This is a genomic window from Mesorhizobium sp. WSM4312, assembly GCF_002294875.1.
GTDB lineage: Bacteria > Pseudomonadota > Alphaproteobacteria > Rhizobiales > Rhizobiaceae > Mesorhizobium.
The window spans coordinates 162,299-187,407 of sequence record NZ_NSFU01000002.1; the positions used below are offsets into that span (position 1 = coordinate 162,299).

21 protein-coding genes and 1 tRNA gene are annotated in these 25,109 nt (G+C 63.5%); 12 read left to right on the forward strand and 10 right to left on the reverse strand.

The features are described 5' to 3' along the window. The first annotated feature begins 17 nt into the window (after positions 1–17). Together CK228_RS04060 and CK228_RS04065 are read left to right on the forward strand one after the other, a co-directional pair. The gene (locus CK228_RS04060; RefSeq protein ID WP_095772605.1) at positions 18–968 is read left to right on the forward strand and encodes an SPFH domain-containing protein; all 951 of its coding nucleotides are present in this window, start codon (positions 18–20) and stop codon (positions 966–968) included. A gap of 20 nt (positions 969–988) precedes the next feature. After that, positions 989–1,453, forward strand: coding sequence for an NfeD family protein (locus tag CK228_RS04065; RefSeq protein WP_095786989.1), 465 nt, complete (start codon positions 989–991; stop codon positions 1,451–1,453). Positions 1,454–1,706: 253 nt separating this feature from the next. Here the strand turns inward: CK228_RS04065 and CK228_RS04070 are convergent, their stop codons facing one another. Further along, positions 1,707–2,708, reverse strand: coding sequence for a KpsF/GutQ family sugar-phosphate isomerase (locus tag CK228_RS04070; RefSeq protein WP_095786990.1), 1,002 nt, complete (start codon positions 2,706–2,708; stop codon positions 1,707–1,709). Between the two features lie 207 nt (positions 2,709–2,915). Between CK228_RS04070 and CK228_RS04075 the strand changes: the two genes are divergently transcribed. Then, entirely contained in the window at positions 2,916–4,697 is a 1,782-nt protein-coding gene (locus CK228_RS04075) for an outer membrane beta-barrel protein (RefSeq protein WP_179295805.1), read from the forward strand. 52 nt (positions 4,698–4,749) lie between these two features. On the opposite strand, the gene galU is transcribed toward CK228_RS04075, so the two are convergent. Then, positions 4,750–5,664 carry a UTP--glucose-1-phosphate uridylyltransferase GalU gene (galU, locus tag CK228_RS04080; protein WP_179295816.1) on the reverse strand — a complete coding sequence of 305 codons (915 nt, stop codon included), beginning with the start codon at positions 5,662–5,664 and terminating at the stop codon, positions 4,750–4,752. A gap of 203 nt (positions 5,665–5,867) precedes the next feature. Between galU and CK228_RS04085 the strand changes: the two genes are divergently transcribed. Next, entirely contained in the window at positions 5,868–7,091 is a 1,224-nt protein-coding gene (locus CK228_RS04085) for a lytic murein transglycosylase (protein WP_095787133.1), read from the forward strand. Here the strand turns inward: CK228_RS04085 and CK228_RS35175 are convergent. Continuing rightward, on the reverse strand, positions 7,078–7,281 hold the full coding sequence (locus tag CK228_RS35175) for a hypothetical protein (protein WP_179295797.1): 204 nt from the start codon (positions 7,279–7,281) through the stop codon (positions 7,078–7,080). The genes CK228_RS04085 and CK228_RS35175 overlap by 14 nt on opposite strands. Between CK228_RS35175 and CK228_RS04090 the strand changes: the two genes are divergently transcribed. Beyond that, positions 7,217–8,449 carry a DUF459 domain-containing protein gene (locus CK228_RS04090; protein WP_095786992.1) on the forward strand — a complete coding sequence of 411 codons (1,233 nt, stop codon included), beginning with the start codon at positions 7,217–7,219 and terminating at the stop codon, positions 8,447–8,449. The genes CK228_RS35175 and CK228_RS04090 overlap by 65 nt on opposite strands. A gap of 31 nt (positions 8,450–8,480) precedes the next feature. Here the strand turns inward: CK228_RS04090 and CK228_RS04095 are convergent, their stop codons facing one another. Beyond that, positions 8,481–9,935 carry a glutamate synthase subunit beta gene (locus CK228_RS04095; RefSeq protein ID WP_095786993.1) on the reverse strand — a complete coding sequence of 485 codons (1,455 nt, stop codon included), beginning with the start codon at positions 9,933–9,935 and terminating at the stop codon, positions 8,481–8,483. A 142-nt stretch (positions 9,936–10,077) separates the two neighbouring features. Continuing rightward, a complete protein-coding gene (gene gltB, locus CK228_RS04100) occupies positions 10,078–14,823 on the reverse strand; it encodes a glutamate synthase large subunit (RefSeq protein ID WP_095786994.1) in 4,746 nt (1,581 codons plus the stop codon). Between the two features lie 487 nt (positions 14,824–15,310). On the opposite strand from gltB, the gene CK228_RS04105 reads away from it, so the two are divergent. Further along, positions 15,311–16,363, forward strand: coding sequence for a low specificity L-threonine aldolase (locus tag CK228_RS04105; RefSeq protein WP_095786995.1), 1,053 nt, complete (start codon positions 15,311–15,313; stop codon positions 16,361–16,363). Between the two features lie 81 nt (positions 16,364–16,444). On the opposite strand, the gene CK228_RS04110 is transcribed toward CK228_RS04105, so the two are convergent. After that, complete coding sequence (locus CK228_RS04110) at positions 16,445–16,912, reverse strand: Hsp20 family protein (protein WP_095772596.1); 468 nt, start codon at positions 16,910–16,912, stop codon at positions 16,445–16,447. Positions 16,913–17,392: 480 nt separating this feature from the next. On the opposite strand from CK228_RS04110, the gene CK228_RS04115 reads away from it, so the two are divergent. The 4 genes from CK228_RS04115 to CK228_RS04130 all read left to right on the forward strand — a co-directional run bounded on the left by CK228_RS04115 (position 17,393) and on the right by CK228_RS04130 (position 19,877). Next, the gene (locus CK228_RS04115; protein WP_095787134.1) at positions 17,393–18,370 is read left to right on the forward strand and encodes an alpha/beta hydrolase; all 978 of its coding nucleotides are present in this window, start codon (positions 17,393–17,395) and stop codon (positions 18,368–18,370) included. A gap of 166 nt (positions 18,371–18,536) precedes the next feature. Next, complete coding sequence (locus CK228_RS35180; RefSeq protein ID WP_179295806.1) at positions 18,537–18,692, forward strand: hypothetical protein; 156 nt, start codon at positions 18,537–18,539, stop codon at positions 18,690–18,692. 3 nt (positions 18,693–18,695) lie between these two features. Next, the gene (locus CK228_RS04125) at positions 18,696–18,941 is read left to right on the forward strand and encodes a DUF1127 domain-containing protein (protein WP_095786997.1); all 246 of its coding nucleotides are present in this window, start codon (positions 18,696–18,698) and stop codon (positions 18,939–18,941) included. Between the two features lie 105 nt (positions 18,942–19,046). Further along, complete coding sequence (locus CK228_RS04130; RefSeq protein ID WP_095786998.1) at positions 19,047–19,877, forward strand: helix-turn-helix domain-containing protein; 831 nt, start codon at positions 19,047–19,049, stop codon at positions 19,875–19,877. Between the two features lie 30 nt (positions 19,878–19,907). On the opposite strand, the gene hisN is transcribed toward CK228_RS04130, so the two are convergent. Both hisN and CK228_RS04140 read right to left on the reverse strand, forming a co-directional pair. Next, complete coding sequence (hisN, locus tag CK228_RS04135; RefSeq protein ID WP_095787135.1) at positions 19,908–20,681, reverse strand: histidinol-phosphatase; 774 nt, start codon at positions 20,679–20,681, stop codon at positions 19,908–19,910. Between the two features lie 314 nt (positions 20,682–20,995). Continuing rightward, complete coding sequence (locus CK228_RS04140; RefSeq protein WP_095786999.1) at positions 20,996–21,937, reverse strand: N-formylglutamate amidohydrolase; 942 nt, start codon at positions 21,935–21,937, stop codon at positions 20,996–20,998. Between the two features lie 163 nt (positions 21,938–22,100). Between CK228_RS04140 and CK228_RS04145 the strand changes: the two genes are divergently transcribed. Next, a complete protein-coding gene (locus tag CK228_RS04145; protein WP_006199474.1) occupies positions 22,101–22,463 on the forward strand; it encodes a response regulator in 363 nt (120 codons plus the stop codon). Positions 22,464–22,579: 116 nt separating this feature from the next. Further along, positions 22,580–22,654, forward strand: a tRNA-Val gene (locus CK228_RS04150). Between the two features lie 165 nt (positions 22,655–22,819). On the opposite strand, the gene CK228_RS04155 is transcribed toward CK228_RS04150, so the two are convergent. Both CK228_RS04155 and CK228_RS04160 read right to left on the reverse strand, forming a co-directional pair. Then, positions 22,820–23,569, reverse strand: a complete 750-nt coding sequence (locus CK228_RS04155) for a glycosyltransferase family 25 protein (protein WP_179295807.1) — start codon at positions 23,567–23,569, stop codon at positions 22,820–22,822. Positions 23,570–23,857: 288 nt separating this feature from the next. Then, positions 23,858–25,012: a dihydrodipicolinate synthase family protein gene (locus CK228_RS04160; protein ID WP_095787001.1), complete on the reverse strand. Its 1,155-nt coding sequence runs from the start codon at positions 25,010–25,012 to the stop codon at positions 23,858–23,860. Positions 25,013–25,109 lie beyond the last annotated feature (97 nt).

Consider the following 25,109-nt stretch of genomic DNA (forward strand, 5'->3'; position numbering starts at 1 on the left):
TTCTGAGGGAGAGCCAAATGGATTTCAGTGGTTTCGATATTGCGGTCGTTGTTCTTGTCGCGCTTGTCGTGCTGGTGCTGTTCAAAGGCATCAAGACAGTTCCCCAAGGCTACAACTATACGGTCGAACGTTTTGGTCGTTACACCAAGACACTGAGCCCCGGCCTCAACATCATCACGCCGTTCGTCGACCGCATCGGCGCCAAGATGAACATGATGGAGCAGGTGCTCGACGTTCCGAGCCAGGAAATCATCACCCGCGACAACGCCATCGTCGGTGTCGACGGCATCGCCTTCTACCAGATCCTCAATGCGGCGCAGGCCGCCTACCAGGTTGCCGGCCTGCAGAACGCCATCCTCAACCTGACGATGACCAACATCCGTACCGTCATGGGCTCGATGGACCTCGACGAGCTGTTGTCCAACCGCGACGCCATCAACGAGCGCCTGCTGCGCGTCGTCGACGAGGCGGCGCATCCGTGGGGCATCAAGATCACCCGCGTCGAGATCAAGGACATCAACCCGCCGGCCAACCTCATCGAATCGATGGGTCGCCAGATGACCGCCGAACGTAACAAACGCGCCCAGATCCTGGCCGCCGAAGGCCTCAAGCAGTCGCAGATCCTCGAGGCCGAGGGTCGCAAGGAGGCCGCCTTCCGCGACGCCGAGGCGCGCGAGCGCTCGGCCGAGGCCGAGGCCCGCGCCACCCAGGTGGTGTCGGAAGCGATTTCCAAGGGCGACGTGCAGGCGCTGAACTACTTCGTCGCGCAGAAATACACCGAGGCGCTGGGCAAGATCGGCACGGCCACCAACAGCAAGATCGTGCTGATGCCTTTCGAGGCGTCGTCGCTGATCGGCTCGCTCGGCGGCATCGGCGAGATCGCCAAGGAAGTCTTCCGCAGCGAGGGCACGACCGGCGCTCAAAGGCAGGCCGCGCGCCCGCCAGTTGTGCGCCCGAGCGACAACTGAGTCCGCAGGAGCTCACTCCCATGTTCGATCGCATCATTTCCGAACTCGGTCCGTGGAACTGGATGGTTCTGGGCTTCGTGCTGCTGGTGGTGGAGGTCATCGCGCCGGGCTTCTTCATGCTGTGGATCGGCATCGCCGCGCTCATCATCGGCGCGGTGTCGCTGCTGATCTGGGATGCGGCGATCTGGAGCTGGCAGGTCCAGGTCCTCGCCTTCCTGGCGCTGTCGCTGGCTTCAGCCTTCGTCGGCAAGAAACTCATGGGCGGACGCGACCAGCCGACCGACCAGCCGCTGCTCAACCGGCGCGGCGCCCAGATGGTCGGCCGCATGGCGACGCTTGCCGAGCCGATCAAGGACGGCCGCGGCCGCATCAAGCTCGGCGACACGCTATGGCGCGTCTCCGGCCCGGACCTGCCCGCCGGCACGCAGGTGCGCGTGACAAGTGCCGCCGACACGGACCTGGAACTGACGGTGGAGCGCGTCTGAGTTTCCAGACGGCGCCGGTGCGAAAGATGTGTTGAGATCCAGGACAGGCCGAGCCGGAGTCGAAGACGGGCGCGAAGCGACCAAACAAGGCGGGTTCCGAGAACCGGAGCGGAGCGTACTTAAGTACTTGAGCACCGGCCTAACCCGGCCGTAGCCCTAGTAGCGACGATCCCTCTTGAGTGCTTCGGCCGGCGAAGGCCGGAAGCGCAGGTATCAGCCGTTTGCAACCGGCCTCACCTGAATATCGGCATGCCTAGGCAGCGCCGATGCGCAGCAGGTCGTGGAAATGCACCACGCCCAGCGGCATGTTGTTCCTGGTCACCACCAGCGCGCCGATATTGTGCTCGTTGAGCAGCGCGATCGCCGTGCCGGCTAGCGTCTGCGGGTCGACCGTCTTGGGCGTGCGGGTCATCACCTCGTCGACGATGACGTCGGCCAAATTGCGGTGCAGGTTGCGCGCGACATCGCCGTCGGTGATGATCCCGGCCAGTTCGCCATTGGCGTCGACGATCAGCACGCAGCCGACCTTCTTCTGCGACAGCGTCATTACCGCTTCCGGCATCTTGGTGCCGAGCACGGCCAGCGGCATCTGGTCGCCGACCCGCATGATCTCGGAGACCATGGTCAGATTGGCGCCGAGCTGGCCGCCGGGATGGAAGGTGCGGAAATGGTCTGGCGTGAAACCCCGCGCCTCGAGCAGCGCGATCGCCAGGGCGTCGCCGATGACCAGCTGCAGCAGCGTCGACGTCGTCGGCGCCAGCCCGTGCGGACAGGCCTCCGGGGTGCGCGGCAAAAGCAGCACGACGTCGGCGGCGCGCGCCAGCGCCGATGTCTCGCCTGACGTGACGGCGATGAGCGGAATGGAAAAACGCCTGGAATAGGCGACGATGCCGAGCAGCTCCTTGCTTTCGCCTGACCATGAGATGGCGATGATGGCGTCGTCCTTGGCGATCATGCCGAGATCGCCATGGTTGGCCTCGACGGGATGGACGAAGAAGGCCGGCGTGCCGGTCGAAGCCAGCGTCGCCGCGATCTTCGAGCCGATATGGCCGCTTTTGCCGACGCCGGTGACGATCAGCCGGCCTTCGATCTTCGAAATCATACCGACGGCCTGCGCGAAAGGCGCGGCCAGTCCGTTCTCGAGCGCCTCGGCAAGGGCGGCGATGCCGGCCTGCTCGGTCGTCACCGTTCTCAGTGCCGAATCGATCGACGCTTGCCTGTCCAGGGGCTTCTTATCGAGGGATCTCGCATGCATGGATGATGCGATTAGCGCGTTGCCGCCCGCCTGTCCAACAGAAATGCCGCTGGCGCCCAGGCCGCAGAGGCTTCGGACAGGTCACGGGATCGGCAAACAGCGGCACTTTAACCGGCCGAACGATCGCCGCCTCAACCCTCCATTAACCATCCCCATTTACGGTTCGGTAAGTATGGCGCGCACAGCGCCGCGCAAGCAGTGGTGGCGATGTCCGGGGCCCAGCCAGAGAAATCAAGAGGACGACAGGGCAAGGCGGTCTGCGCCTTGTTGCTGGCGACCAGCATGTTTGCCTTGTTGCGCCCGGGGCAGCTTCATGCCCAGGAAACCGAGCTGCGCGGCGAGGTGTCCGAATCGGCGATCCTGTCCGACCAGCAGCGCAAGGCAAAGCAGCTCGCCCTTGCCACCCAGCGCCAGCAGCAGTCGGCCAACTCTGCGCAGGACGATGCGCCGCCGCGCACCTATTTGCCGGCCAGTGCCGGCGCTGTCCCTGACGACACGAACACCGATGCCGCCACCGGCAGCATTTTCGATCCGCCGCAGGCGACCGACGACACGGCTACCGACAATCCGACGCCGCCCAAGCCTCGTCGCCGTCCGTCGAGCGCCGGCCAGAACGCGGCGGACCAGGACAAGACCAAGGCGGACCCCAAGGCGACCGGCAAGTCGAAGAAAAAGAAGAAGGCGACCACTGCGACCACGGACGCCACTCAAGCCGCGACCGACGATGCCGACGGCGCGGACCAGGAAGCGGCCAACCGCCGTGCCCTCACCGTCGACAGCGCCGACAGGCAGAAGCTCGACCCCGGCGCCGAACGCACCGCCGCCATCGAAGGCCAGAACAAGAAGGCCGAGGAGGATCCGTTCCAGCCCACCGGCGTCAAATGGGGTTCCTTCGTCATCCGCCCGTCGATCGAACAGGGCATGACCGCCACCACGAACGGCGATTCGAGCAGTGCCGGCACCTCGGCGCTGCTGTCGGAGACGGCGTTGCGCTTTACCGCCGTCTCCGACTGGCGCGAAAACGCCGCCACCATCGACGGCTACGGCCTGTTCCGCGAGACGGTGTCGGGCTACCGGGTTCACGATGCGCAGGGCCGCATCGAAGGCCAGCTCAATATCGACCTCGACAACGAGCTGCGCGCCATAGCCAAGCTCGGCTATGAGGCCGTGCCTGAAACGGCGTCCTCGCCCAACGCCATTGCCGGCGTCAGCACCCAGCCGCTGCGGCAGACCATCGACGGCAGCCTTGGCGTCGAAAAGGCCGTCGGCAAGATGCAGTACACGTTGACCGGCGCGGTCTCGCACGACTTCTACGGCGACGCCGAGCTTTCGGACGGCACCACGCTGTCACAGAAGGATCAGGACAACACGCTCTACACGGCGACCCTGCGCACCGGCTACGAAATCTCCCCGGTCCTCACCCCGTTCAGCGAAATCGAGGTCGGCCGCCGGGCCTACGATCAACGCATCGACAATGAAGGCTTCGAGCGGTCCTCGACCCGGCTCGGCGCCCGCGCCGGTCTGCAACTCGATATGGGCGAGAAGCTCTTCGGCGAGTTCTCCGCCGGCTGGCTGAGGGAAGCGATCGACGACAAGAGCCTGGAGGCGATTTCGGGCGCCACCGTCAACGCCGATCTCAAATGGTCGCCGGAACGCGGAACCACGATCGGCCTGACCGGCAAGACCACCGTCGAGACCACCACGACGGCGGGTGAAAGCGGCGATATCCTCTATTCCGGCCGCTTGACGGCCGAACGGCAGATCCGTGCCAACCTTACCGCGAATGCGGCTCTGGGGCTCGACTGGCGCGACTATGTCGGCATCGAGGGCCATGACAGGATCCTGAGCGCCGAGACCGGGCTGACCTGGTGGCTGAACCGCTATGCCGGCCTCACCGGCCGGGTCAGAACCGAAAAGCTGACCAGCAACCTGCCCGGCCGCGACTACACCGCCAACAGCATCTACCTCGGCCTGAAGGTGCAGCGCTGAAACACGCCTGCGCAGGGGCGGTCAGCCGCTCGCGCTGGCATGACCCATCCAGTTAAGATACCGCGACTCGCCGATCCGATGGCGTCATCTCGTCGAGAAGCGTGCGGATGACGCCGGCCATGTTCTCCTTCATATCGCTGCGCCACAGCGCGAAGGCGACATTGGCCTCGACAAAACCCTCCGGCGATCCGCAGTCGAAGGTGCGGCCCTGATAGTGGTAGCCGTAGAAGGCCTGCTGCTTTTCCAGCTTCAGCATCGCATCGGTGAGCTGGATTTCGTTGCCGGCGCCCTTTTCCTGGTCCTCGAGGATGTTGAATATCTCGGGCTGCAGGATGTAGCGGCCATTGATGTAGAGATTGGACGGCGCCGTGCCTGTCTTCGGCTTCTCCACCATCTCGGTGATGCGGAAGCCGTGATGCGTATCCTCGCCACGGCCGACAATGCCGTATTTGTGAGCCTCCGCCGGATCGCATTCCTGCACGGCAATGATGTTGTTGCCGGTTTCCTCGTAGAGCTCGACCATCGATTTCATGCAGCTCTTTTCCGACTGCATGATCATGTCGGGCAAGAGCAGCGCGAACGGCTCGTCGCCGACCAGTTCGCGCGCGCACCAGACGGCATGGCCGAGTCCCATCGGCACCTGCTGGCGCGTGAAGCTGGTCTGCCCCGGCGCCGGCTGCAACCGCTGCAGGCGGGCAAGCTGCTCGTCCTTGCCGCGCTGGGCGAGCGTGTCATAGAGCTCGAACTGGATATCGAAATGGTCCTCGATGACCGCCTTGTTGCGGCCGGTCACGAAGATGAAATGCTCGATGCCCGCCTCGCGCGCCTCGTCCACCACATACTGGATGACCGGCCGGTCGACGACTGTCAGCATTTCCTTGGGAACAGCCTTGGTGGCCGGGAGGAACCGCGTGCCGAGACCGGCGACCGGGAAAACTGCCTTGCGAACTCTCTTCATGCTTTCAATTATCCGTTTGCTGGCCGGCTTCGCAATCCCTGTCCCGCGACATTTTCACGCCGGAATTGAAGATTAGTGGGAGCGGGTGAGGGAAATTTCCACCGGTTAAAGCATCGAGGTGTCTTTTCGTTCCAGGAGACACCTATGGTAAACTAATTCCTAACCCGGTTCGGCGATGAATGGTCTTTCCTGAGACAGAGAAGGAGGAAAACATGTCCGTTCGCAATGCCGCAAAACGTTTCACCAGCGTCATGACGGCCGCCAGCCTCTCGCTCGCTCTGTTGATGCCTGCCGGACCCGCTTTCGCCGACGCCGGTTTCCGCCAATGGGTCGCCGGCTTCCGCGCCACCGCCGTGGCCGGCGGCGTTTCCGGCGCTGTCTACGACCAGGCTTTCCGGGACATCAAGGAGCCTGATCCGGTGGTGCTGGAGAAGGCACGCACACAGCCCGAATTCACGGCACCCGCCTGGGACTATTTCGACAACCGCGTCCACGACCAGTCCGTCGCCGTCGGGCAGCAGATGGCGAAGAAGTGGAAGCCGTGGCTGGACAGGATCGAGGCGCGGTTCGGCGTCGACCGCTACATTCTGCTCGCCATCTGGTCGATGGAATCTAACTATGGCGAGATCCTCAAGCGCGACGACATCATGCGCAACGTCATCCGGTCGCTGGCGACGCTGGGCTATGGCGATCCGAAGCGGTCGAAATATGCCGGCACCCAGCTGGTCGCAGCCCTGAAGATCCTGCAGACCGGCGACATCGATGAAAGCCATCTGATGGGCTCCTGGGCCGGCGCCATGGGCCAGACCCAGTTCATCCCCACCAGCTACCAGCACTATGCCGTCGACATGGACGGCAACGGCAAGCGCGACATCTGGAATTCCATCCCCGATGCGCTGGCGACATCAGCCAATCTGTTGAAGAAGAATGGCTGGCAGGCCGGCAAGACCTGGGGTTACGAAGTCACCATACCGGCCGGCAAGCTGCCGGGCGGAGCGAAGTCGCTGGCGCAATGGCAGGCGCTTGGCGTCGTCAGGGCCAGCGGCAAGCCGTTCAAGAACCTCACCGACAAGGCGACGCTGAAAGTGCCTGACGGCCGTGGCGGGCCAGCCTTCCTGATGATCCGGAATTTCTCGGTCATCAAGGCCTACAACAACGCCGACAAATATGCCCTGGCCGTTGGCCTTCTTGCCGACGAGATCGCCGGTGGCAACGGCCTTGTCCAGGACTGGAAGCGGCCCTTCACCAAGCTCACCTTCGAGGAACGGCAGGAGCTGCAGAAGCGGCTTTCGCAGCACGGGCTTTACGACGGCAAGTTCGACGGCAAGATCGGTGACGGCTCCAAGACCGCCATCATGGCCTATCAGGCAAAGGTCGGCTTGAGCCAGGACGGCTACCCGAGCATGGAAGTGCTCAAATGGCTCAGGCAAAAATAGAGCCGGCCACGGCGCCGCGCGTATTTTGGGCGCGCATATCCAGGCGCCATGGCACTTTGAACTTGCGCCCGGCCGCAAAACCGGCTCCGGTTTGCCGGACCAGGCGCAAGGGGATGGAGGAGTGATTGGTTTCGGCCGCGCGTATCGCGATCCTTGCTCGTCGCACGCCGATCCTTTTTCTGGCGATCATCTTGTTGGCGATCGGCGCCGCCGGCGCCTTCCATGTGCCGGCCATGGCGCAGGAGCAGCCGCAGCAAGATCGTGGATGGTCGTTGCGTGACCTTCTGTTTCCGCGCCGCAGCGAGCGGGTCGAGCCGCCGCTCGACATCCAGAAGGCAAGACCGAAGGCCAAGGCGAAAAAGCGCGCCCCGCGTCCGCCCGCGGAGCCTGAAACCCCCGTGGTCGAAAAGGCGCCGGACGCCCGCACCGTGCTGGTGGTCGGCGACTTCATGGCGACAGGTCTTGCCGAGGGCCTGGACACCGCCTTCGCCGACAATCCAAGCGTCAGGATCGTCGTGCGCAGCAATGGCTCGTCGGGCTTCGTGCGCGATGATTTCTACAACTGGCCCGAACAGATCAAATCGCTGATCGAGACCGAGAAACCGGCCGCGGTGGTCGTCATGCTGGGCTCCAACGACCGCCAGCAGATGAAGGTGGGGGACGTGCGCGAGCAGCCCCGGTCCGAGAACTGGACCAAGGAATACGAGCGCCGCACCGACGAACTCGGCAAGGCCATTGCCACCGCCAAGGTGCCTTTCCTGTGGGTCGGCATGCCGGCCTTCCGGGTGCCGAAGATGACCTCCGACATGCTGGCCTTCAACGACATTTACCATCAGGCCGCCGAAAACCATGGCGGCGAATTCGTCGATGTCTGGGATGGTTTCGTCGACGAGAACGGCGCCTTCGTCACCAACGGCCCCGACATGAACGGCCAGCCGGTGCGGCTGCGGGCCGATGACGGCATCAACGTCTCCAAGGCCGGCAAGCGCAAGCTCGCCTTCTACACCGAAAAGCCGCTGGCCAAGATCCTGGGCCTCGCCGCGCCCGGCAGCGTGGCCCCGGCGACGGCACCGGCCGGCGCGCCCGTCGAGGCACCGGCGCCGGCCGCGGCACCCATTGTCATCGACCGCACCGCACCCATGCTGCTCAGCGACCCGGCGCTCGACGGCGGCACCGAGCTGCTCGGCGCCGCCCCGCCGGCAAACGCCAATCCGGCTCTTCCCGGGGAGCGACTGGTGATCGAAGGCAAGGCGCCGGAGGCCGCGCCCGGCCGCGCCGACGATTTCTCCTGGCCGCCGAAGGCAGAGCCGCCAGCGACAGCCGCGGCGACAGACACGACGACGGCGATCACCCCTTAGTCACGCAGGACTCTTGAGATCGTCCCGCAACTCAGCGGGGCAATACGCTCGTCCCCATCAGCGCTTCATCGATCGAGCGCGCCGCCTGGCGTCCTTCGCGGATCGCCCAGACGACCAGCGACTGGCCACGGCGCACGTCGCCCGCCGCATAGAGCCGGTCGACGCTGGTCTTGTAGTCGCGATCATTGGCCTCGACATTCCGCGAGCGGCGGCTGTCGGTGACGATCTTCATCTCGCCCTCGAGTTCCTTCGCCACGCCCACCATCGCCGGTCCGGCAAAGCCAATGGCGATGAAGGCGAGATCGGCGCGGATGACGAATTCGGTGCCGGCGATCGGCTTGCGCTTGTCGTCGACCTCGCAGCATTTGACGCCGGTCAGTTGGCCGTCCTCGCCGATGAATTCGAGCGTCGCCACCTGGAATTCGCGCTCCGCACCCTCGGCTTGCGAGGACGAGGTGCGCATCTTGGTCGCCCAGTAGGGCCAGACCGCGAGCTTGTCTTCCTTCTCGGGCGGCTGCGGGCGGATGTCGAGCTGGGTGACGCGCACCGCGCCCTGGCGGAAGGCGGTGCCGACGCAGTCGGAGGCGGTATCGCCGCCGCCGACGACGACGACATGCTGCCCGCCGGCGATGATCGGGTGCGACGGCCACGCCACCGACTGGATCGGCTCGCCGCCGACGCGGCGGTTCTGCTGCACCAGATAGGGCATGGCATCATGCACACCGCCGAGATCGTCGCCCGGAATGTTGGCCGCACGCGGCGTTTCCGAGCCGCCGCAATAGAGCACCGCATCATGTTCGGCGAGCAGTTCGGCGACGGGCTTGTCGACACCGACATTGACGCCGCAATGGAAGGTCACGCCCTCGCCCTGCATCTGTTCGATGCGCCGGTCGATATAGTGCTTCTCGATCTTGAAGTCGGGAATGCCGTAGCGCATCAGCCCGCCCGGGCGGCTCTCGCGCTCATAGACATGGACGTCGTGGCCGGCGCGGCCGAGCTGCTGCGCGGCGGCCATGCCGGCGGGGCCGGAGCCGATGATGGCGACCCGCTTGCCGGTCTTCCTTTCCGGCGGATAGGGCCTGATATGGCCGGTCTCGTAAGCCTTGTCGGCGATCGCCTGTTCGACCGTCTTGATGGCGACCGGAATGTCCTCGAGGTTCAGCGTGCAGGCTTCCTCGCAAGGGGCGGGGCAGATGCGGCCGGTGAACTCCGGGAAATTGTTGGTCGAATGCAGGTTGCGGATCGCGTTGTCCCAGTCCCTGTTGTAGACGAGGTCGTTCCAGTCCGGGATCTGGTTGTGGATCGGACAGCCCGTCGGCCCGTGACAGAACGGGATGCCGCAATCCATGCAGCGCGCGGCCTGTTTCTCGACCTCCTTATCCGACATCGGCAGCGTGAACTCGCGGAAGTGCCGGATGCGATCGGAGGCCGGCTGGTACTTGTGCACCTGCCGGTCGATTTCGAGAAAGCCTGTTACCTTGCCCATAGTCCAGTTCCTGCTGTCCAGATGGTGCGGTTTTCGCCGCACCCGTTAACCTCTTGAGGCAGCCATGGCAACCTTGCGCCCGAGGTCAAACTGTCGATGAAGGGGGCCGGGAAGCCTGGGCTCCCCGGCAATTCTCACAAATCTATTCGGCCGCGACGCCCATGCGCATGCGTTCCATCTCGATCAGCGCGCGGCGGTATTCGACCGGCATGATCTTGCGGAATTTCGGCCGGAACGTCGCCCAGTCGTCGAGGACCTCGCGGCCGCGCACCGAACCCGTATAGTGCACATGGTTCGAGATCAGCTGGTAGAGGCGTTCCTCGTCATGGCTGGTCATGTCGCCGGACACGTCGACGCGACCCTTGTGGTCGAGGTCGCCGCCATGGTGCAGCAGCCTTTCCATCAGGTCGTCTTCTTCCGGCACCGGCTCCAGTTCGACCATCGCCATGTTGCAGCGCTCGGAGAAATCGCCTGCCTCGTCCAGCACATAGGCGACGCCGCCCGACATGCCGGCGGCGAAGTTGCGGCCGGTCTTGCCGATGACGACGACGACACCGCCGGTCATGTATTCGCAGCCATGGTCGCCGACGCCTTCAACGACGGCTGCGACGCCCGAATTGCGCACCGCGAAACGCTCGCCGGCGACACCGGCGAAATAGGCTTCACCCTCGGTCGCGCCATAAAGCACCGTGTTGCCGACGATGATGGAGTCCGCCGCCACGATCCTGGCCTCTTCCGGCGGCCGGATGACGATGCGCCCGCCCGACAGGCCCTTGCCGACATAGTCGTTGCCGGCGCCGACGAGTTCGAACGAGACGCCGCGCGCCAGGAAGGCGCCGAAGGACTGGCCGGCTGTGCCGGTCAGTCTCACCTGGATCGTGTCCTCGCGCAGCCCCTTGTGCTTGAAGCGCTTGGCGACTTCGCCCGACAGCATTGCGCCGGTGGAACGGTCGACATTGCGGATATCGACCTCGATCTTGACCGGTTGCTTGGCCTCCAGTGCCGGCTTGGCCAGCTCGATCAGCTTGCGGTCGAGGACGTCGTCGATCGGGTGCTTCTGCCGCTCGGTCCAGTGCACCGCTTCGTGCGGCGCATCGGGCTTGTAGAACATCTTCGAGAAATCGAGGCCGCGCGCCTTCCAGTGCTGGATCACGTCGCGCTTTTCCAGAAGATCGCTGTCGCCGATGATCTGGTCGATATGGGTGTAGCCCATCTCGGCCAGCAGCGCCCTCACCTCTTCCGCCACGTAGAAGAAGAAGTTGATGACATGCTCGGGCGTGCCCTTGAAGCGCTTGCGCAGCACCGGGTCCTGGGTGGCGACACCAACCGGACAAGTGTTCAGGTGGCACTTGCGCATCATGATGCAGCCGGCCGCGATCAGCGGCGCGGTCGAGAAGCCGAACTCGTCGGCGCCGAGCAGCGCGCCGATGATGACGTCGCGCCCGGTGCGCAAGCCGCCGTCGACCTGCAGCGCCACTCTGCTGCGCAAGCCGTTCAGCACCAGCGTCTGATGCGTCTCGGCCAGGCCCATCTCCCACGGGCTGCCGGCATGCTTGAGCGAGGTCAGCGGCGAGGCGCCGGTGCCGCCATCATAGCCCGAGATGGTGATGTGGTCGGCGCGCGCCTTGGCGACGCCGGCCGCGACCGTGCCGACACCGACTTCCGACACCAGCTTGACCGACACGTCGGCCGCCGGGTTGACGTTCTTCAGATCGTAGATCAGCTGCGCCAGATCCTCGATCGAATAGATGTCGTGATGCGGCGGCGGCGAGATCAGGCCGACGCCCGGCGTCGAATGCCGGACCTTGGCGATGGTCGCGTCGACCTTGTGGCCGGGCAGCTGGCCGCCCTCGCCGGGCTTGGCGCCCTGCGCCACCTTGATCTGCATGACATCGGAATTGACCAGATATTCGGCCGTCACGCCGAACCGCCCGGAGGCGACCTGCTTGATCGCCGAGCGTTCCGGGTTCTTGCCGCCGCCGGGCAGCGGCAAATAGCGGTCGGCCTCTTCGCCGCCCTCGCCGGTGTTCGACTTGCCGCCGATCTGGTTCATGGCGCGCGCCAAAGTGGTGTGCGCTTCCCTGGAGATCGAACCGAACGACATCGCCCCGGTCGAGAAGCGTTTGACGATCTCGGCCGCCGGCATGACGTCGTCGAGCGCGACCTTCTTGCGGCCGGTCTCTTCAGCCAGCCTGATCTTGAACAGGCCACGTATGGTCTGCGCGCGGGCGGTCTCGCTGTCGATCTGCGCGGAATATTCCTTGAAGGTCTCCCACGAGCCCTGGCGCACGGCGTGCTGCAGGGTGGCGACCGCGTCGGGCGACCACATATGCGCCTCGCCGCGCATGCGGAAGAGATATTCGCCGCCGACCTCGAGGCTGTTGCGCAGCACCGGATCGTTGCCGAAACCGTCCGTGTGGCGGCTGACGGTTTCGCCCGCGACCTCATCCAGCCCGACGCCTTCGATCAGCGTCGCCGTGCCGGTGAAATACTTCTCGACGAAATCGGACTTCAGCCCGATGGCGTCGAAGATCTGCGCGCCGCAATAGGACTGGTAGGTCGAGATGCCCATCTTGGACATCACCTTGAGGATGCCTTTGCCGATCGACTTGATATAGCGCGACACGACCTCGTAGGCGTCGACCTCTTCCGGCAGCTCGCCGCGCTTGTGCATGTCGAGCAACGTATCGAAGGCGAGATAAGGGTTGATCGCTTCGGCGCCGTAGCCGGCAAGGCAGCAGAAATGGTGCACTTCGCGCGGCTCGCCGGATTCGACGACCAGGCCGACGGAAGTACGCAGCCCCTTGCGGATCAGGTGATGGTGCACCGCCGCCGTCGCCAGCAGCGCCGGGATGGCGATACGGTCCGGGCCGAGCTGACGGTCGGACAGGATGATGATGTTGTAGCCGCCGGCGACCGCCGCCTCGGCGCGTTCGCACAGGCGGTCGATGGCGCCCTGCATGCCGGCAGCGCCCTCATTCGAGCCATAGGTGATGTCGATGGTCTTGGTGTCGAAACGGTCCTCGGTGTGGCCGATGGAACGGATCTTCTCCAGATCGCCATTGGTCAGGATGGGCTGGCGCACTTCGAGCCGCTTGCGGCGCGAATTGCCGACCAGGTCGAAGATGTTCGGCCGCGGCCCGATGAAGGACACCAGGCTCATCACCAGCTCCTCGCGGATCGGGTCGATCGGCGGGTTGGTGACCTGGGCGAAGTTCTGCTTGAAATAGGTGTAGAGCAACTTCGACTTGTCCGACATCGCCGAGATCGGCGTGTCGGTGCCCATCGAACCAACGGCTTCCTGGCCGGTGGTCGCCATTGGCGACATCAACAGCTTGGTGTCTTCCTGGGTGTAGCCGAACGCCTGCTGGCGATCGAGCAGGCTGACATCCTTGCGCAGCGCGCGCGGTTCGACCGGCTTCAGGTCTTCCAGGATGAGCTGCGTGTTGGCGAGCCAGGTCTTGTAAGGGTGCCTGGTGGCGATCTCCGACTTGATCTCCTCGTCGGGCACGATGCGTCCCTTGGCAAGGTCGATCAACAGCATGCGGCCGGGCTGCAGCCGCCACTTCTGGACGATCTTCTCCTCCGCTACCGGCAGCACGCCGGCTTCGGAAGCCATGATGACGCGGTCATCGTCGGTGACGATGTAGCGTGCAGGGCGCAGGCCGTTGCGGTCGAGGGTGGCGCCGATCTGGCGGCCATCGGTGAAGGCGACCGCCGCCGGCCCGTCCCACGGCTCCATCAGGGCGGCGTGGTATTCGTAGAAAGCCTTGCGATCGGCATCCATGAGCTTGTTGCCGGCCCAGGCTTCCGGGATCAGCATCATCATGGCGTGGCTGAGGCTGTAGCCGCCCTGGAACAGGAATTCGAGCGCATTGTCGAAGCACGCCGTGTCGGACTGGCCGTCATAGGAGATCGGCCACAGCTTCGAGATGTTGTTGCCGAACAGCTCGGAATCGACCGAGGCCTGGCGCGCCGCCATCCAGTTGTTGTTGCCGCGCACCGTGTTGATCTCGCCATTGTGCGCGACCATGCGGTAGGGATGCGCCAGCTTCCATGACGGGAAGGTGTTGGTCGAGAAACGCTGGTGGACGAGGATCAGCGCGGTCTCGAAGCGCGGGTCCTTGAGATCCTTGTAATAGGCGCCGACCTGATAGGCCAGGAACATGCCCTTGTAGACGATGGTGCGCGCCGACAGCGACACGCAATAGGCGCCGATGTCCTTGTTGTCGTTCTCGGCATAGATGCGGCCCGAAATGACCTTGCGCAGCAGATAAAGCCGGGCCTCGTATTCCTCGTCATCTGGAATATCGGCCGTGCGGCCGATGAAGACCTGGCGATGGAACGGCTCGGACGCGACGATATCGGGCGCCTTCGACAGCGACGAATTGTCGACGGGCACGTCGCGGAAGCCGATGAGCGGCAGTCCTTCGGACTGTGCCGATTCGGCGATGATGTCCTCGATATGGGCGCGCAGCGCCGCGTCCTGCGGCATGAACCAGTGTCCGACGCCATATTGGCCCGAAGGCGGCAGTTCGATGCCCTGGGCCGCCATCTCCTCACGGAAGAACTGGTCGGGAAGCTGCACCAGCACGCCGGCGCCGTCGCCGACCAGCGGGTCGGCGCCGACAGCGCCGCGATGCGTCAGGTTTTCGAGCACGGCAAGCCCGTCCTTGACGATCTGATGCGACTTCACGCCCTTCATGTTGACGATGAAACCGACGCCGCAGGCGTCATGCTCGTTGCGCGGATCGTAGAGGCCCCGAGGGGCAAAACCGGTTCGGCCGATATCGGTTCGGTCAATGTCGGTTCGAGAGGTATTTTTGACGGCAGCCGCTTTCGTCTGCGCGGCCTGGCCGTTCGTCGCAGAGAGCGTCATGTCCGTCATTGTCCTGTCCTCCGTTCCAGCCCTTCAGGCGCTGGTTTGCCTCGGCAAGCGCTTGGCTCACCCTGATCCTTGCGGCACGTCTTGCGAAATCCTTGCCGAACCAGGCGGCTTTCCACATGGTTCGCGTCTGGTATCGTACAGGCCAGAGTCTGGCCGTCCACCTGTCGCTCGCAGCAACAGCCGGAGAGGCCAATATGTTACGCCAATCCAGCCTGTTTTGTGCGACAAAATAAGACAGCACTACTGTCCTAAATTTTTATGGCAGAATTCCCCGACGCACACAAGACCGATTCACAAAAAACTTGAGCCTTCCGCGACATAAAATTACGTGAAGTTGAGAGAAAACGTAAGCTTCAGTCGCCGATCCCTGCCTTGTCGGCATGACTGGCTTTAACGGTTTTCCGGCACTTGGCCCTTGCGGTTGGCGCGTGGAACCGTTCAACTCCGCGCTGATTTTCCCCGATCTTCCCCAGACATAGGCAGATGCATGTTCTTCGCTTCCGACAATTGGGCAGGCGCCCATCCCAATATCGTTGCCGGCCTGTCGGCCGCGGCCGGCGGCTTTGCCACCGCCTATGGCGACGGCGCGCTCGACCGGGCGGTCTACCAGCGCTTCAATGAGATTTTCGAACGCGAGGTCGCGGTGTTCTTCGTGGCGACCGGCACCGCCGCCAACGCGCTGTCGCTGACCACCTTCAACAAGCCCGGCGGCATTTCCTTCGCGCACCGCGAATCGCATGCCATCGAGGACGAATGCGGCGCGCCGGAGCATTTTTCCGGCGGCGCGCGCTTGCACGCCGTCGGCGGCGCACTGGGCAAGATCGACGCGCACAATCTGGAGCGGACCATTGGCCGCTTCGCGCCCGAAATCGTCCACTGGGGACGGCCAATGGCGGTTTCGATCACCCAGTCGACCGAGGTCGGCACCATCTACGGCCTGAACGAGATCGAGACGATTTCGGCCATCGCAAAACGGCATTCCGTGCCGCTGCACATGGATGGCGCCCGCTTTGCCAATGCGCTGGTCGCGCTCGACACGACGCCGGCCGAAATGACCTGGAAGCGCGGCGTCGACATCCTGTCCTTCGGCGGCACCAAGAATGGTTGCTGGTGCGCCGAGGCGATCGTGCTGTTCGACCTCGACCGCGCTAGGGAATTGGCCTTTCTGCGCAAGCGCGCCGCCCAACTGTTTTCGAAGTCGCGCTTCGTCGCGGCGCAGTTCGAAGCCTATTTCAAGGACGGCCTGTGGCTCGACACAGCGCGCCACGCCAACGCCATGGCCGCCCGCCTCGCGGCGGCGATCGAGGATTCGGCCCACGCGAAGCTGGCCTGGCTGCCGCAAGCCAACGAGGTGTTCGCCGTGATCAAGAAGACCGAGGCCGAGAGACTGCAGGCGGCGGGCGCCGTCTTCTATGATTGGCACAAGCCGCATGGCTTTGACGGCCATATCGGCGAGGAGGAACTGCTCTACCGCTTCGTCACCAGCTTCGCGACGTCAGCCGAGGAAGTCGACCGCTTTGGCCAATTGATCGCCGGATAATCGGCCCCCGAACAACAAAAAAGCGGCGCCTTTCGGCGCCGCTTTCGTCTCGGGAGGAGACGCTTCTATTCCTGGGCTACATTACGCAGCGGTCTTGGCCTCGATCTGCTTGGCCTTGGCCGAAGCCGAGGTGATCGCGATCTTGCGCGGCTTCAGTTCCTCGGGAATGTTGCGTTTGAGGTCGACGAAGAGCAGGCCGTTCTTCAGCGTGGCGCCGACGACTTCAACGTGGTCGGCAAGCTGGAAGCGGCGCTCGAAGGCCCTGGAGGCAATGCCGCGATAGAGCAATTCGGCGCCTTCACCGTCACCTTCGTCCTTGCGCTCACCCTTGACGGTCAGCACGTTGCGGTGAGCTTCGATCGAGATTTCCTCGTCCGAAAAGCCGGCAACCGCCATGGAGATCCGGTAGGAATCCTCACCGGTGCGCTCGATATTGTAGGGCGGATAGGTCTGCGCGCCATCGGGCTGCGCAAGCGAATCCAGCATGGTGAAGAGACGGTCGAAGCCGACGGTCGAACGGTAAAGCGGGGAAAAATCAACGTGACGCATGATGTGTTCTCCTGTTGAGCAACATGGTTTGCGTATGGCCGGTGCGAAACCCGTAAGCGGCGTTTCGGCAGGACCAGCGGCCCCGACATTGGCGACCGCATTCAACATTTGGGGAGCGCTCGAATGCATTTCAAGATTTCCTCCGGCTGCAAAAACTGAATGGCCTGCCCCTTGATGAACGGCAGATGAACCGGCGCTTCGGCGCCTGTTCAGACAGCCGCCGCTAGAGTGAGGTCAACATCAAGGATTGGCGGCACCGGATATTACAGGGATGCCGCAACGAGGCCGAACCGGGTGTTAACGTCCCTTCCTCCCGGATCGACAGAGGCCGGAAGCACGCCCTCGGGCGGCTTCCGGCCTTCCCATTGCGATCCCGGCACGACCCGGATTTGCTTTGCTTTTAATGCATTGGCGTCTATCACCTTGACGAGGCCAGCCGCGACAGGCTGGCACCTGAAGACGCCGAGCACAAAGCGCCGCATGACGGACCTTCTCCACGACACGCCGCTTTTCCACGAAACCGAGGGCAATCCGCGACCGGAAAACGCCACCGGTGGCTTTTTCATCACGCGCGACCGCAAGAAGATCCGCTATGGCCTGTTCCCGGCGGCCGCGCGCCCGATACGGGGCACCGTGGTGCTGCTGTCCGGCCGCAATGAGTGCATCGAGAAATATTTCGAAACCATTCGCGACCTTGCCGCCCGCGGCTTTGGCGTCGCCACCCTCGATTGGCGCGGCCAGGGAGATTCCGACCGGCTGATCCGCGATCGCCAGCGCGGCTATGTCAGGTCCTTCCGCGACTACACGGCCGATCTGGAGCAGTTTTTCGAGGAGATTGTGCTGCCCGATTGCCGCGGGCCGTATTACATCCTCGCCCATTCAGCCGGGGCCGTGATCGCGCTGCTTGCCGCGCCGTCCATGGTGAACCGCGTGCGCCGCATGGTGCTGATCGCACCGTTCCTGACCCTGCCCGACCTGCCGGTCTCGATCACGACGGTCCGCCGTATCTGTTCGGTTTTCTGCGCTTTGGGGCTGGGCCGGCTCTATGCCGCCTGGGGTCCACGGCCCAGACACACGCTGCCTTTCCCAGCCAACAAGGTAACGTCGGATCCCCGGCGCTACCGCCGCAACACGCGCATCTACGAAGAGTATCCGCGAATGGCGCTTGGCGGTCCGACGATACGCTGGCTGCAGGCGGCGGCGAAGGCGTCGGAAGCCATCAGCGACCCCGACTTCATGGCCCGGATTCAGGTGCCTCTGCTGATCATCGCCGCCGGCGCCGACCAGGTCGTGTCGACCAGGGCGGTGGAAGCCTACGCCAGAAGCCTGAGGCTCGGCTCGCTGCTGATGATCGACGGCTCCAAGCACGAAATCCTGCAGGAGGTCGATCTCTACCGCGAACAATTCCTTGCCGCCTTCGACGCCTTCATCCCCGGCTCGGACGATCCGACGGCCTGACCGGCACCGCGGTCCTTTCACAGGCCGGCATAGCTGACACACCGTTGTCAGGATGATCGGCCGGCCGCTCCCCGCGGCGCGCAAACCGCTAAAGATTCTGACAGCCGGCGCTCGCGCCGAAATGCTCATCTCAACGCGTCGAATTGAACGCCATGGAGATGAGATCATGACCGAGAAAACCTGCGCCGCCTGCGATTGCCAGTTGGACGCCGACCCGATCCGCGTCAAGGTCGGCGGCAAGACCGTCGAGGTCTGCTGCGAGGAATGCGCGACGGCGCTGAACGAAGCCGGCGTCTCGGCGGCCGGCGTGAGCGAGGATTGAGCCATGCGCACCGATCACGCGGCGGCACACCGCCTGGCTGGCCAGCCGCCAGTGCCGCCAGCCCGCGCCGAAACCAGCCTGCGGGCCTTGCACGCCCAGTGCATCGCGGCGGCGAGATGGATCAGCCGCCAGATGGAGAAGCGCCGAAGCCGGCTTGCCTTGCTGGAAATGACCGACGAACAGCTCAAGGACATCGGTCTGTCACGCGGCGAAGCCTATTCGGAATTCAGGCGTCGCTCGTGGGACTGAGAAGCGTCCGTCGAGAAGCCTCCTGACAGGATTGGGCAAGCCGTTTGGATAGAGTGCCCATCGCAATGCCGGAATCATTCCGGCGCGAGGGAAAACGCAACGGCCATGTCGCAATTCACGGTTCAGCTCCTTCTGGACACCGGCACCGTCAGGGTGCGGGATGTCGTCTGCAGCGGCGAATGCCGTCACAGGAGCGATGAGGAGTGCACGTCTGCCACGCATCTGGTGTTCCCCTATCGCGGCGTCTTCGTGCGCCATGTCGGCCGCAATGATGCGGTCGCGGAAGCCAATCAGCTTCTGTTCTTCAATGAGGCGGAAGCTTACCAAGTCAGCCATCCCATCGAGGGCGGCGACGCCTGCCTCGACCTCGTCATCGAGGAAGGCCAATTGCGGGAACTGGCGCCGAAGGAGCAGTTGCGCGCCAGTGGCGTCCTGGCGTTTCGCCGCCAGCACCGGCGCATCGATCCGCGCGCGCAAGCCTTGGTGGCGCTGCTGCGCCACAGCCTGAGCTGCAATGTCGCCGAAACGCTGGAGGCCGAGACGCTGGCGCTAACGCTGGCGCGGCGCTCGCTCGGCGAGCGCACCTCGCATGTCGCGGGCGCCAGCGCCGGACGGCAAAAACTGGTCGACCGCGCCAAGCTGGTGCTGGCGTCGGATCTGTCGCGGCGCTGGAGGCTGGCCGAGATTGCCGCCGAGGTCGGAGTCTCGCCGGTCTATCTGACGCAAATATTCCAGCAGGTCGAGGCGATGCCGCTCTATCGCTATCATCTGCGCCTGCGGCTGGCGCGCGCGCTCGACCTGCTCGGCCGCTACGACAATCTGACCACGCTCGGCATGGACCTCGGCTTTTCAAGCCACAGCCATTTCAGCGCGTCGTTCAGACAGGTCTACGGACGCACGCCGGCGGCATTCCAGCGCTCGATCAGGTCGCGCTGAAGCAACTGTTTCAAAGAAAGCCCGGAGATATCAGCCGCGCAGGGCAGCCATGGCCGCCGCGTGAAGCTCCGGCGTCGCCGCCGCCAGCACATCGCCGCCCTTTTCCGCCGGTCCGCCATCGAAGGTGGTGACGACGCCGCCCGCCTTCTCGATGATTGGGATCAGCGCCACGATGTCGTAGGGTTTCAGGCCGGGATCGGCGACGATGTCGACGCTCCCCGAGGCGATCATCGCGAAGGCATAGCAATCGGCGCCGTAGCGGGCGAGTTGGACCTGTTTCTCGAACGCGTCATAGCGCGTGCGCGCCTCGCCCTGGAACAGCGCTGGCGTGGTGGTGAACAGCGTCGCCTCATCGAGCCTTGTCGTCTTGCGGGTCGCAAGCTTGCGCGGACCGCCCGGCCCCTCATAGTGCGACCCCGAGGCGTTGGCGTAGAACAGCTCGCCTGTGAAAGGCTGCGCCATCATGCCGGCGACCGCGTCGCCGTCGACCGTCAATCCGACCAGTGTCCCCCACACTGGCAGGCCGGAAATGAAGGCGCGCGTGCCGTCGATCGGGTCGATCACCCAGACATGCCGGCTGGAGGTGTTTTCGCTGCCATGCTCCTCGCCGAGAATGCCATGGTCGGGATACTGCGCCGATATCAGTGCGCGGATGGCGCGTTCGGTCTCACGGTCGGCTTCCGTGACCGGGTCGAAACTGCCCTTTTCCTTGTTTGCGACGGCACCCTGGGCGCGAAAGCGCGGCAAGGTCTCGGCCGCTGCCGCCTGCGCGATGCGGCGCATGAAATCGATGCTGATGTCCAATTGATTCTCCCGCATTGCCCAGTGCCCAATCGGGCTCTGCCGACACTTTCCCGCCAAAACAAGCCTGTTTATCGATTTATTCGCGGCGACACTTGTTGCCCAAATGTCACATCCGCGTCATCGAAAGGCAATTTCCACATCACTCTGAATTAAAAAAGGCTGAACATCGCTTGACATTTGTGCACCGCACAATACCCTCAGCCTCGGACAGGGTTTCCTGTCCATGCCCTCCTTGGGCGTTTCCTCCCTAGACTTCGACCGTATCGTGCAAACGATGCGGTCTTTTTTTACACCTGCACCTCGGGCCGGCTATTTCACTCCGCGGCCAGCGGCAGGTCGATGAAGTGATGGTCGGGCATCGCCATCAGATCCGCTGAAAATCGCGTCAGATCGTCGGCTAGCGCGTCGAAGCCAGCGACTTTCTCGAACGTCCGCTCATTCATGTAGAGCCCGCGATTGACCTCGATCTGCAGGGCATGCAGATGGCGCGCCGGGCGGCCATAATGTTCCGTGATGAAGCCGCCGGCATACGGCTTGTTGTGGGCGACCGTATAGCCCATCGCGGTCAAGAGGCCGATCGCCGTCTCGGTCAGGGCGGCGGTGGCCGAGATGCCGAAACGATCGCCGATGATGAAGTCCGGCCGCAGGCCGCTGTCGCCGACGCGGATGCTTGCCGGCATCGAATGGCAGTCGATCAGCACTGCAAAGCCGAAGCGGGCATGGGTTCTGGTCAAAAGCCGCTTCAGCGTTTCATGATAGGGCTTGTAGACGGCCTCGATGCGGGCGACGGCTTCGGCGAGCGGCAGGCGACCGGAATAGATGTCGAGCCCTTCACCCACCAGCTTGGGCACGGTGCCAAGTCCACCGGCCACCCGCGCCGAACGGATGTTGCAGAAGGACGGCACCGGCTCGGCGAACATGCGCGGGTCGAGTTCCCACGGCTCGCGGTTGACGTCGAGATAGGCGCGCGGGAAATTCGCCGCCAGCATCGGCGCGCCAAGCGCCACGGCGCCGCCGAACAGCTCATCGACGTAGCAATCTTCCGAACGGCGGATGGCGTTGCGGTCGAGCCTCGCCATGGCGAGGAAGCGTTCCGGATAGTAGCGGCCGCTATGCGGTGAGTTGAACAGGAAGGGGACGCGCTGTTCGACGCCCGATCGGATTTCGAAGGGTTGAACGACCGAAAAATCCTCGGCTGCCGTCTTCAATTTGCACGAACCCGAAAACACCGATGCATCATCGTATGAAAGTGCCACCTTGCCGGCCGCATGTCCAGCATTTCGCCGTCCGCATCGCGCTGCCGAATGCGGATAACGCTTCGCCGTATTCACTTGATGTTTACCGTCACCGCCTCATATACAGGATGGTTAACGGGCTGCCTGGGCGGCAGTCTCGGGCGGGTGATTCGGACGGGATATCATGGCACGCATTCTTCTGGCGGAAGACGACGACGATATGCGCCGTTTCCTCGTCAAGGCGCTGGAACGCGCCGGCTACCAGGTCAGCGATTTCGACAATGGCGCCAGCGCCTATGAGCGGCTGCGCGAGGAGCCGTTCTCGCTGCTGTTGACCGACATCGTCATGCCGGAGATGGACGGTATCGAACTGGCGCGTCGCGCCACCGAGATCGATCCCGACCTCAAGGTCATGTTTATCACCGGTTTCGCCGCCGTTGCGCTGAACCCGGATTCCAAGGCGCCGAAAGACGCCAAGGTGCTGTCGAAGCCCTTCCACCTGCGCGATCTCGTCAACGAGGTCGAGAAGATGCTGCAGGCGGCCTGAGCCGCCTTCAGCTGAGGCATCGGCACCTGTTTGCCGGTGCGGCGAGACGACGCCTTCTTTCCTTTTTCTCGCTATTGACGCGCCGGACCAAAAATGGTGTATGCGCGACGTCGGATGGGCGTGTAGCTCAGCGGGAGAGCACTGCATTGACATTGCAGGGGTCACAGGTTCAATCCCTGTCACGCCCACCATCCTTTCAACTACTTAGCTGACACCCTCCTCCGTTTGGCGCAGAAACGGATGATGTTTGCTTTTTAGGGGAAAAGCAAAATCCGCCGCCCGGGTGGACGACGGATCTTGGCCCATAGGCCGATTTGTCGGGCGTCTTGGCCGACATGCCGCGTGAGCTACCGTTTTTATTTGGGATAAACCGAGGGGCCGCCTAGCCGCACAGCGTCAACTTTCTCTGTCGATAAGAAATTCCTGTTACGCAAGTACCAGAAAATGCGCGTCGCCTCTGAATGGATTCTGTCGGCCATTCGCTTGTTTACATGGGGTCTGGGAGCAAGTTGGATCAAGCTCAAAGGTCCCTCGATGCCAACGACGGCCGCTTGCGCGCAGAGAGCCGGCATCAATTGGTAGACCGTGTTGCGCGCGGCCGTCATCTGATTTGGGCTGAAAAGGGCGACGTCGACTGCTGCCCTAAAGCGTTCCGTATTTCTGAGCAGGCCATAGGCGGCACTTTTGGAAATCACGTAGCCGCACGAACCTAAGTGTTGCCCGAGAAGCCGCCTTGCTGAGTATCCGTTTTTGACGGGGATGTGCCGGCTCCCGAGTCTTACTCGGCTGAGGAATGTTTCCAGCTTGATGATATCGGCATCTGGCGGGACCCAGGAGTCATCAGCCAAAACGCCACCAGCGTCCTGGCTGAAAACAACATCGTCCTCGAATACCGCGCCATACTTGTCGGGACCATCCGCGATGGTTTTCCAGCAGCGGCGGTGACTGAGAAAGCAACAGATTTCGGTTTCGGTCAGCGGCGGCGCGGTAAACGGAGCCCCGTTCATTGCGTCGATACCGGCGACGCGCTCGAAATCAATCCCAATACGAGAAAACTGAGCTGTAGCCGAGGTCAGCCGATCAACTGATCGGTCAAGATTAATCACCAAGCATTTCATTGTCGCCCCCGCAACCTACAAATAAACTATCAGCTATATTGGTGCCGCTTCAACGTCAATATTGGACATCGAACCAACTCGTCCTGCCGCTGGCGAAATGCGTCACCCTGATCCATTCGCCGGATGGTGGCTCCCGACCTGGCCTGGCAGCGATGCCGAAGCCGCGAAAACCTTTGGATCGGTGAAGGATGGCCTGAGCCTCGGCACGCCTGATGGCGGTCGCGTCCCGGGAGAAATTGGTTCAAAAGAAGATTCGGATCTCTGCGCGAACCATCGTCAGATGCCTGCGACGGCACACAGGTTCTTCATCCGCGATGCGGCAAGGTCAGGGTCGGCCAGCAGGCCTGCCTGGTCGGCAAGGCGAAAGATTTCGGCATAATGGCGGATACCGCGCGCCGACTGCATGCCGCCGACCATGGTGAAATGATCCTGGTGGCCGTTCAGCCAGGCCATGAAGACGATGCCGGCCTTGTAATATTCGGTCGGCGCCTCGAAGATTTTTCGCGACAGCGGCACGGTCGGCGCCATCAGCGCGTCATAGCTGGCGCGGTCGCCCTCGGCGAGCCTTGCCAGCGCGGCATTGGCGACAGGCGCGATGGCGTCGAAAATGCCAAGCAGCGCGTGCGAATGCCTGTTGCCGTCGCCGGCGATCAGTTCGGGGTAGTTGAAGTCGTCGCCGGTGAACATCACGACGGCGTCCGGCAGCCGGTTGCGCAACGCGACCTCCTTGCCGGCATCGAGCAGCGATATCTTTATGCCTTCGACCTTGTCTGCGTGGCGTTCGATGATGGCGACCACCGTATCGAGCGCGGTCTCGAAATCGCCGCTGCCCCAGTAGCCCTTCAAGGCCGGGTCGAACATATCCCCCAGCCAGTGCAGGATGACCTTGCCGGAGGCCTGGCTCAAGATGCGGTCATAGACGCGCGCATAATCGTCCGGACCCTTCGCGACGGCCGCCAAGGCACGGCTGGCCATCATGATCGCCTTGCCGCCCTGTCCTTCGATGAAAGCGAATTGCTCGTCATAGGCAGCGATCACCTCGTCGAGCGTCCTGGCAGCAGTCGGCGCCAGCTGGTCGGTTCCAGCACCGGAGGCAAGATCGGCGCCCTCGACAGCGCGCGCCTCGGCGATCGAGCGGCGGATCAATTCCTTCGCATTGGCCCAGTCGAAACCCATGCCGCGCTGCGACGTGTCCATTGCCTCGGCAATGCGGAAGCCGAGCCGCCACAAATGATGGCGGAATGCCATCGTCCTGTCCCAGTCGACCGCCGGCCGCGACCATGGATCGGTCATTTCGAGGGGGTCGGCAACGACATGCGCGGCGGCATAGGCGATGCGCGAGAACCGCGCGCCGACCGCCGGCTGCACCGGCTGTCCGACAAGCGCGTAACGGGCGCCGCAGCCACCTTCGCCAGGCAAGACAATATCCATCGACCTCTCCCTTCGCCGTGCCTATTAAATGGAACGTTCCAATAAATCAAGAACCTTTAAGATTCGGAGCGAATCTGGCGGCAAATGCTGCGTTGCA

Coding starts and splice junctions, on each gene's coding strand:
- CK228_RS04115 (WP_095787134.1), top strand. CDS start 17,393: ATGACGGACCTTCTCCACGACACGCCGCTTTTCCACGAAACCGAGGGC.
- CK228_RS04125 (WP_095786997.1), top strand. CDS start 18,696: ATGCGCACCGATCACGCGGCGGCACACCGCCTGGCTGGCCAGCCGCCA.
- CK228_RS04070 (WP_095786990.1), bottom strand. CDS start 2,708: ATGCATGCGAGATCCCTCGATAAGAAGCCCCTGGACAGGCAAGCGTCG.
- CK228_RS04075 (WP_179295805.1), top strand. CDS start 2,916: ATGTCCGGGGCCCAGCCAGAGAAATCAAGAGGACGACAGGGCAAGGCG.
- CK228_RS04095 (WP_095786993.1), bottom strand. CDS start 9,935: ATGGGCAAGGTAACAGGCTTTCTCGAAATCGACCGGCAGGTGCACAAG.
- CK228_RS35180 (WP_179295806.1), top strand. CDS start 18,537: ATGACCGAGAAAACCTGCGCCGCCTGCGATTGCCAGTTGGACGCCGAC.
- CK228_RS35175 (WP_179295797.1), bottom strand. CDS start 7,281: ATGATCGCCAGAAAAAGGATCGGCGTGCGACGAGCAAGGATCGCGATA.
- CK228_RS04060 (WP_095772605.1), top strand. CDS start 18: ATGGATTTCAGTGGTTTCGATATTGCGGTCGTTGTTCTTGTCGCGCTT.
- CK228_RS04130 (WP_095786998.1), top strand. CDS start 19,047: ATGTCGCAATTCACGGTTCAGCTCCTTCTGGACACCGGCACCGTCAGG.
- CK228_RS04160 (WP_095787001.1), bottom strand. CDS start 25,012: ATGGATATTGTCTTGCCTGGCGAAGGTGGCTGCGGCGCCCGTTACGCG.
- CK228_RS04145 (WP_006199474.1), top strand. CDS start 22,101: ATGGCACGCATTCTTCTGGCGGAAGACGACGACGATATGCGCCGTTTC.
- CK228_RS04085 (WP_095787133.1), top strand. CDS start 5,868: ATGTCCGTTCGCAATGCCGCAAAACGTTTCACCAGCGTCATGACGGCC.
- CK228_RS04110 (WP_095772596.1), bottom strand. CDS start 16,912: ATGCGTCACGTTGATTTTTCCCCGCTTTACCGTTCGACCGTCGGCTTC.
- gltB (WP_095786994.1), bottom strand. CDS start 14,823: ATGACGGACATGACGCTCTCTGCGACGAACGGCCAGGCCGCGCAGACG.
- CK228_RS04105 (WP_095786995.1), top strand. CDS start 15,311: ATGTTCTTCGCTTCCGACAATTGGGCAGGCGCCCATCCCAATATCGTT.
- CK228_RS04065 (WP_095786989.1), top strand. CDS start 989: ATGTTCGATCGCATCATTTCCGAACTCGGTCCGTGGAACTGGATGGTT.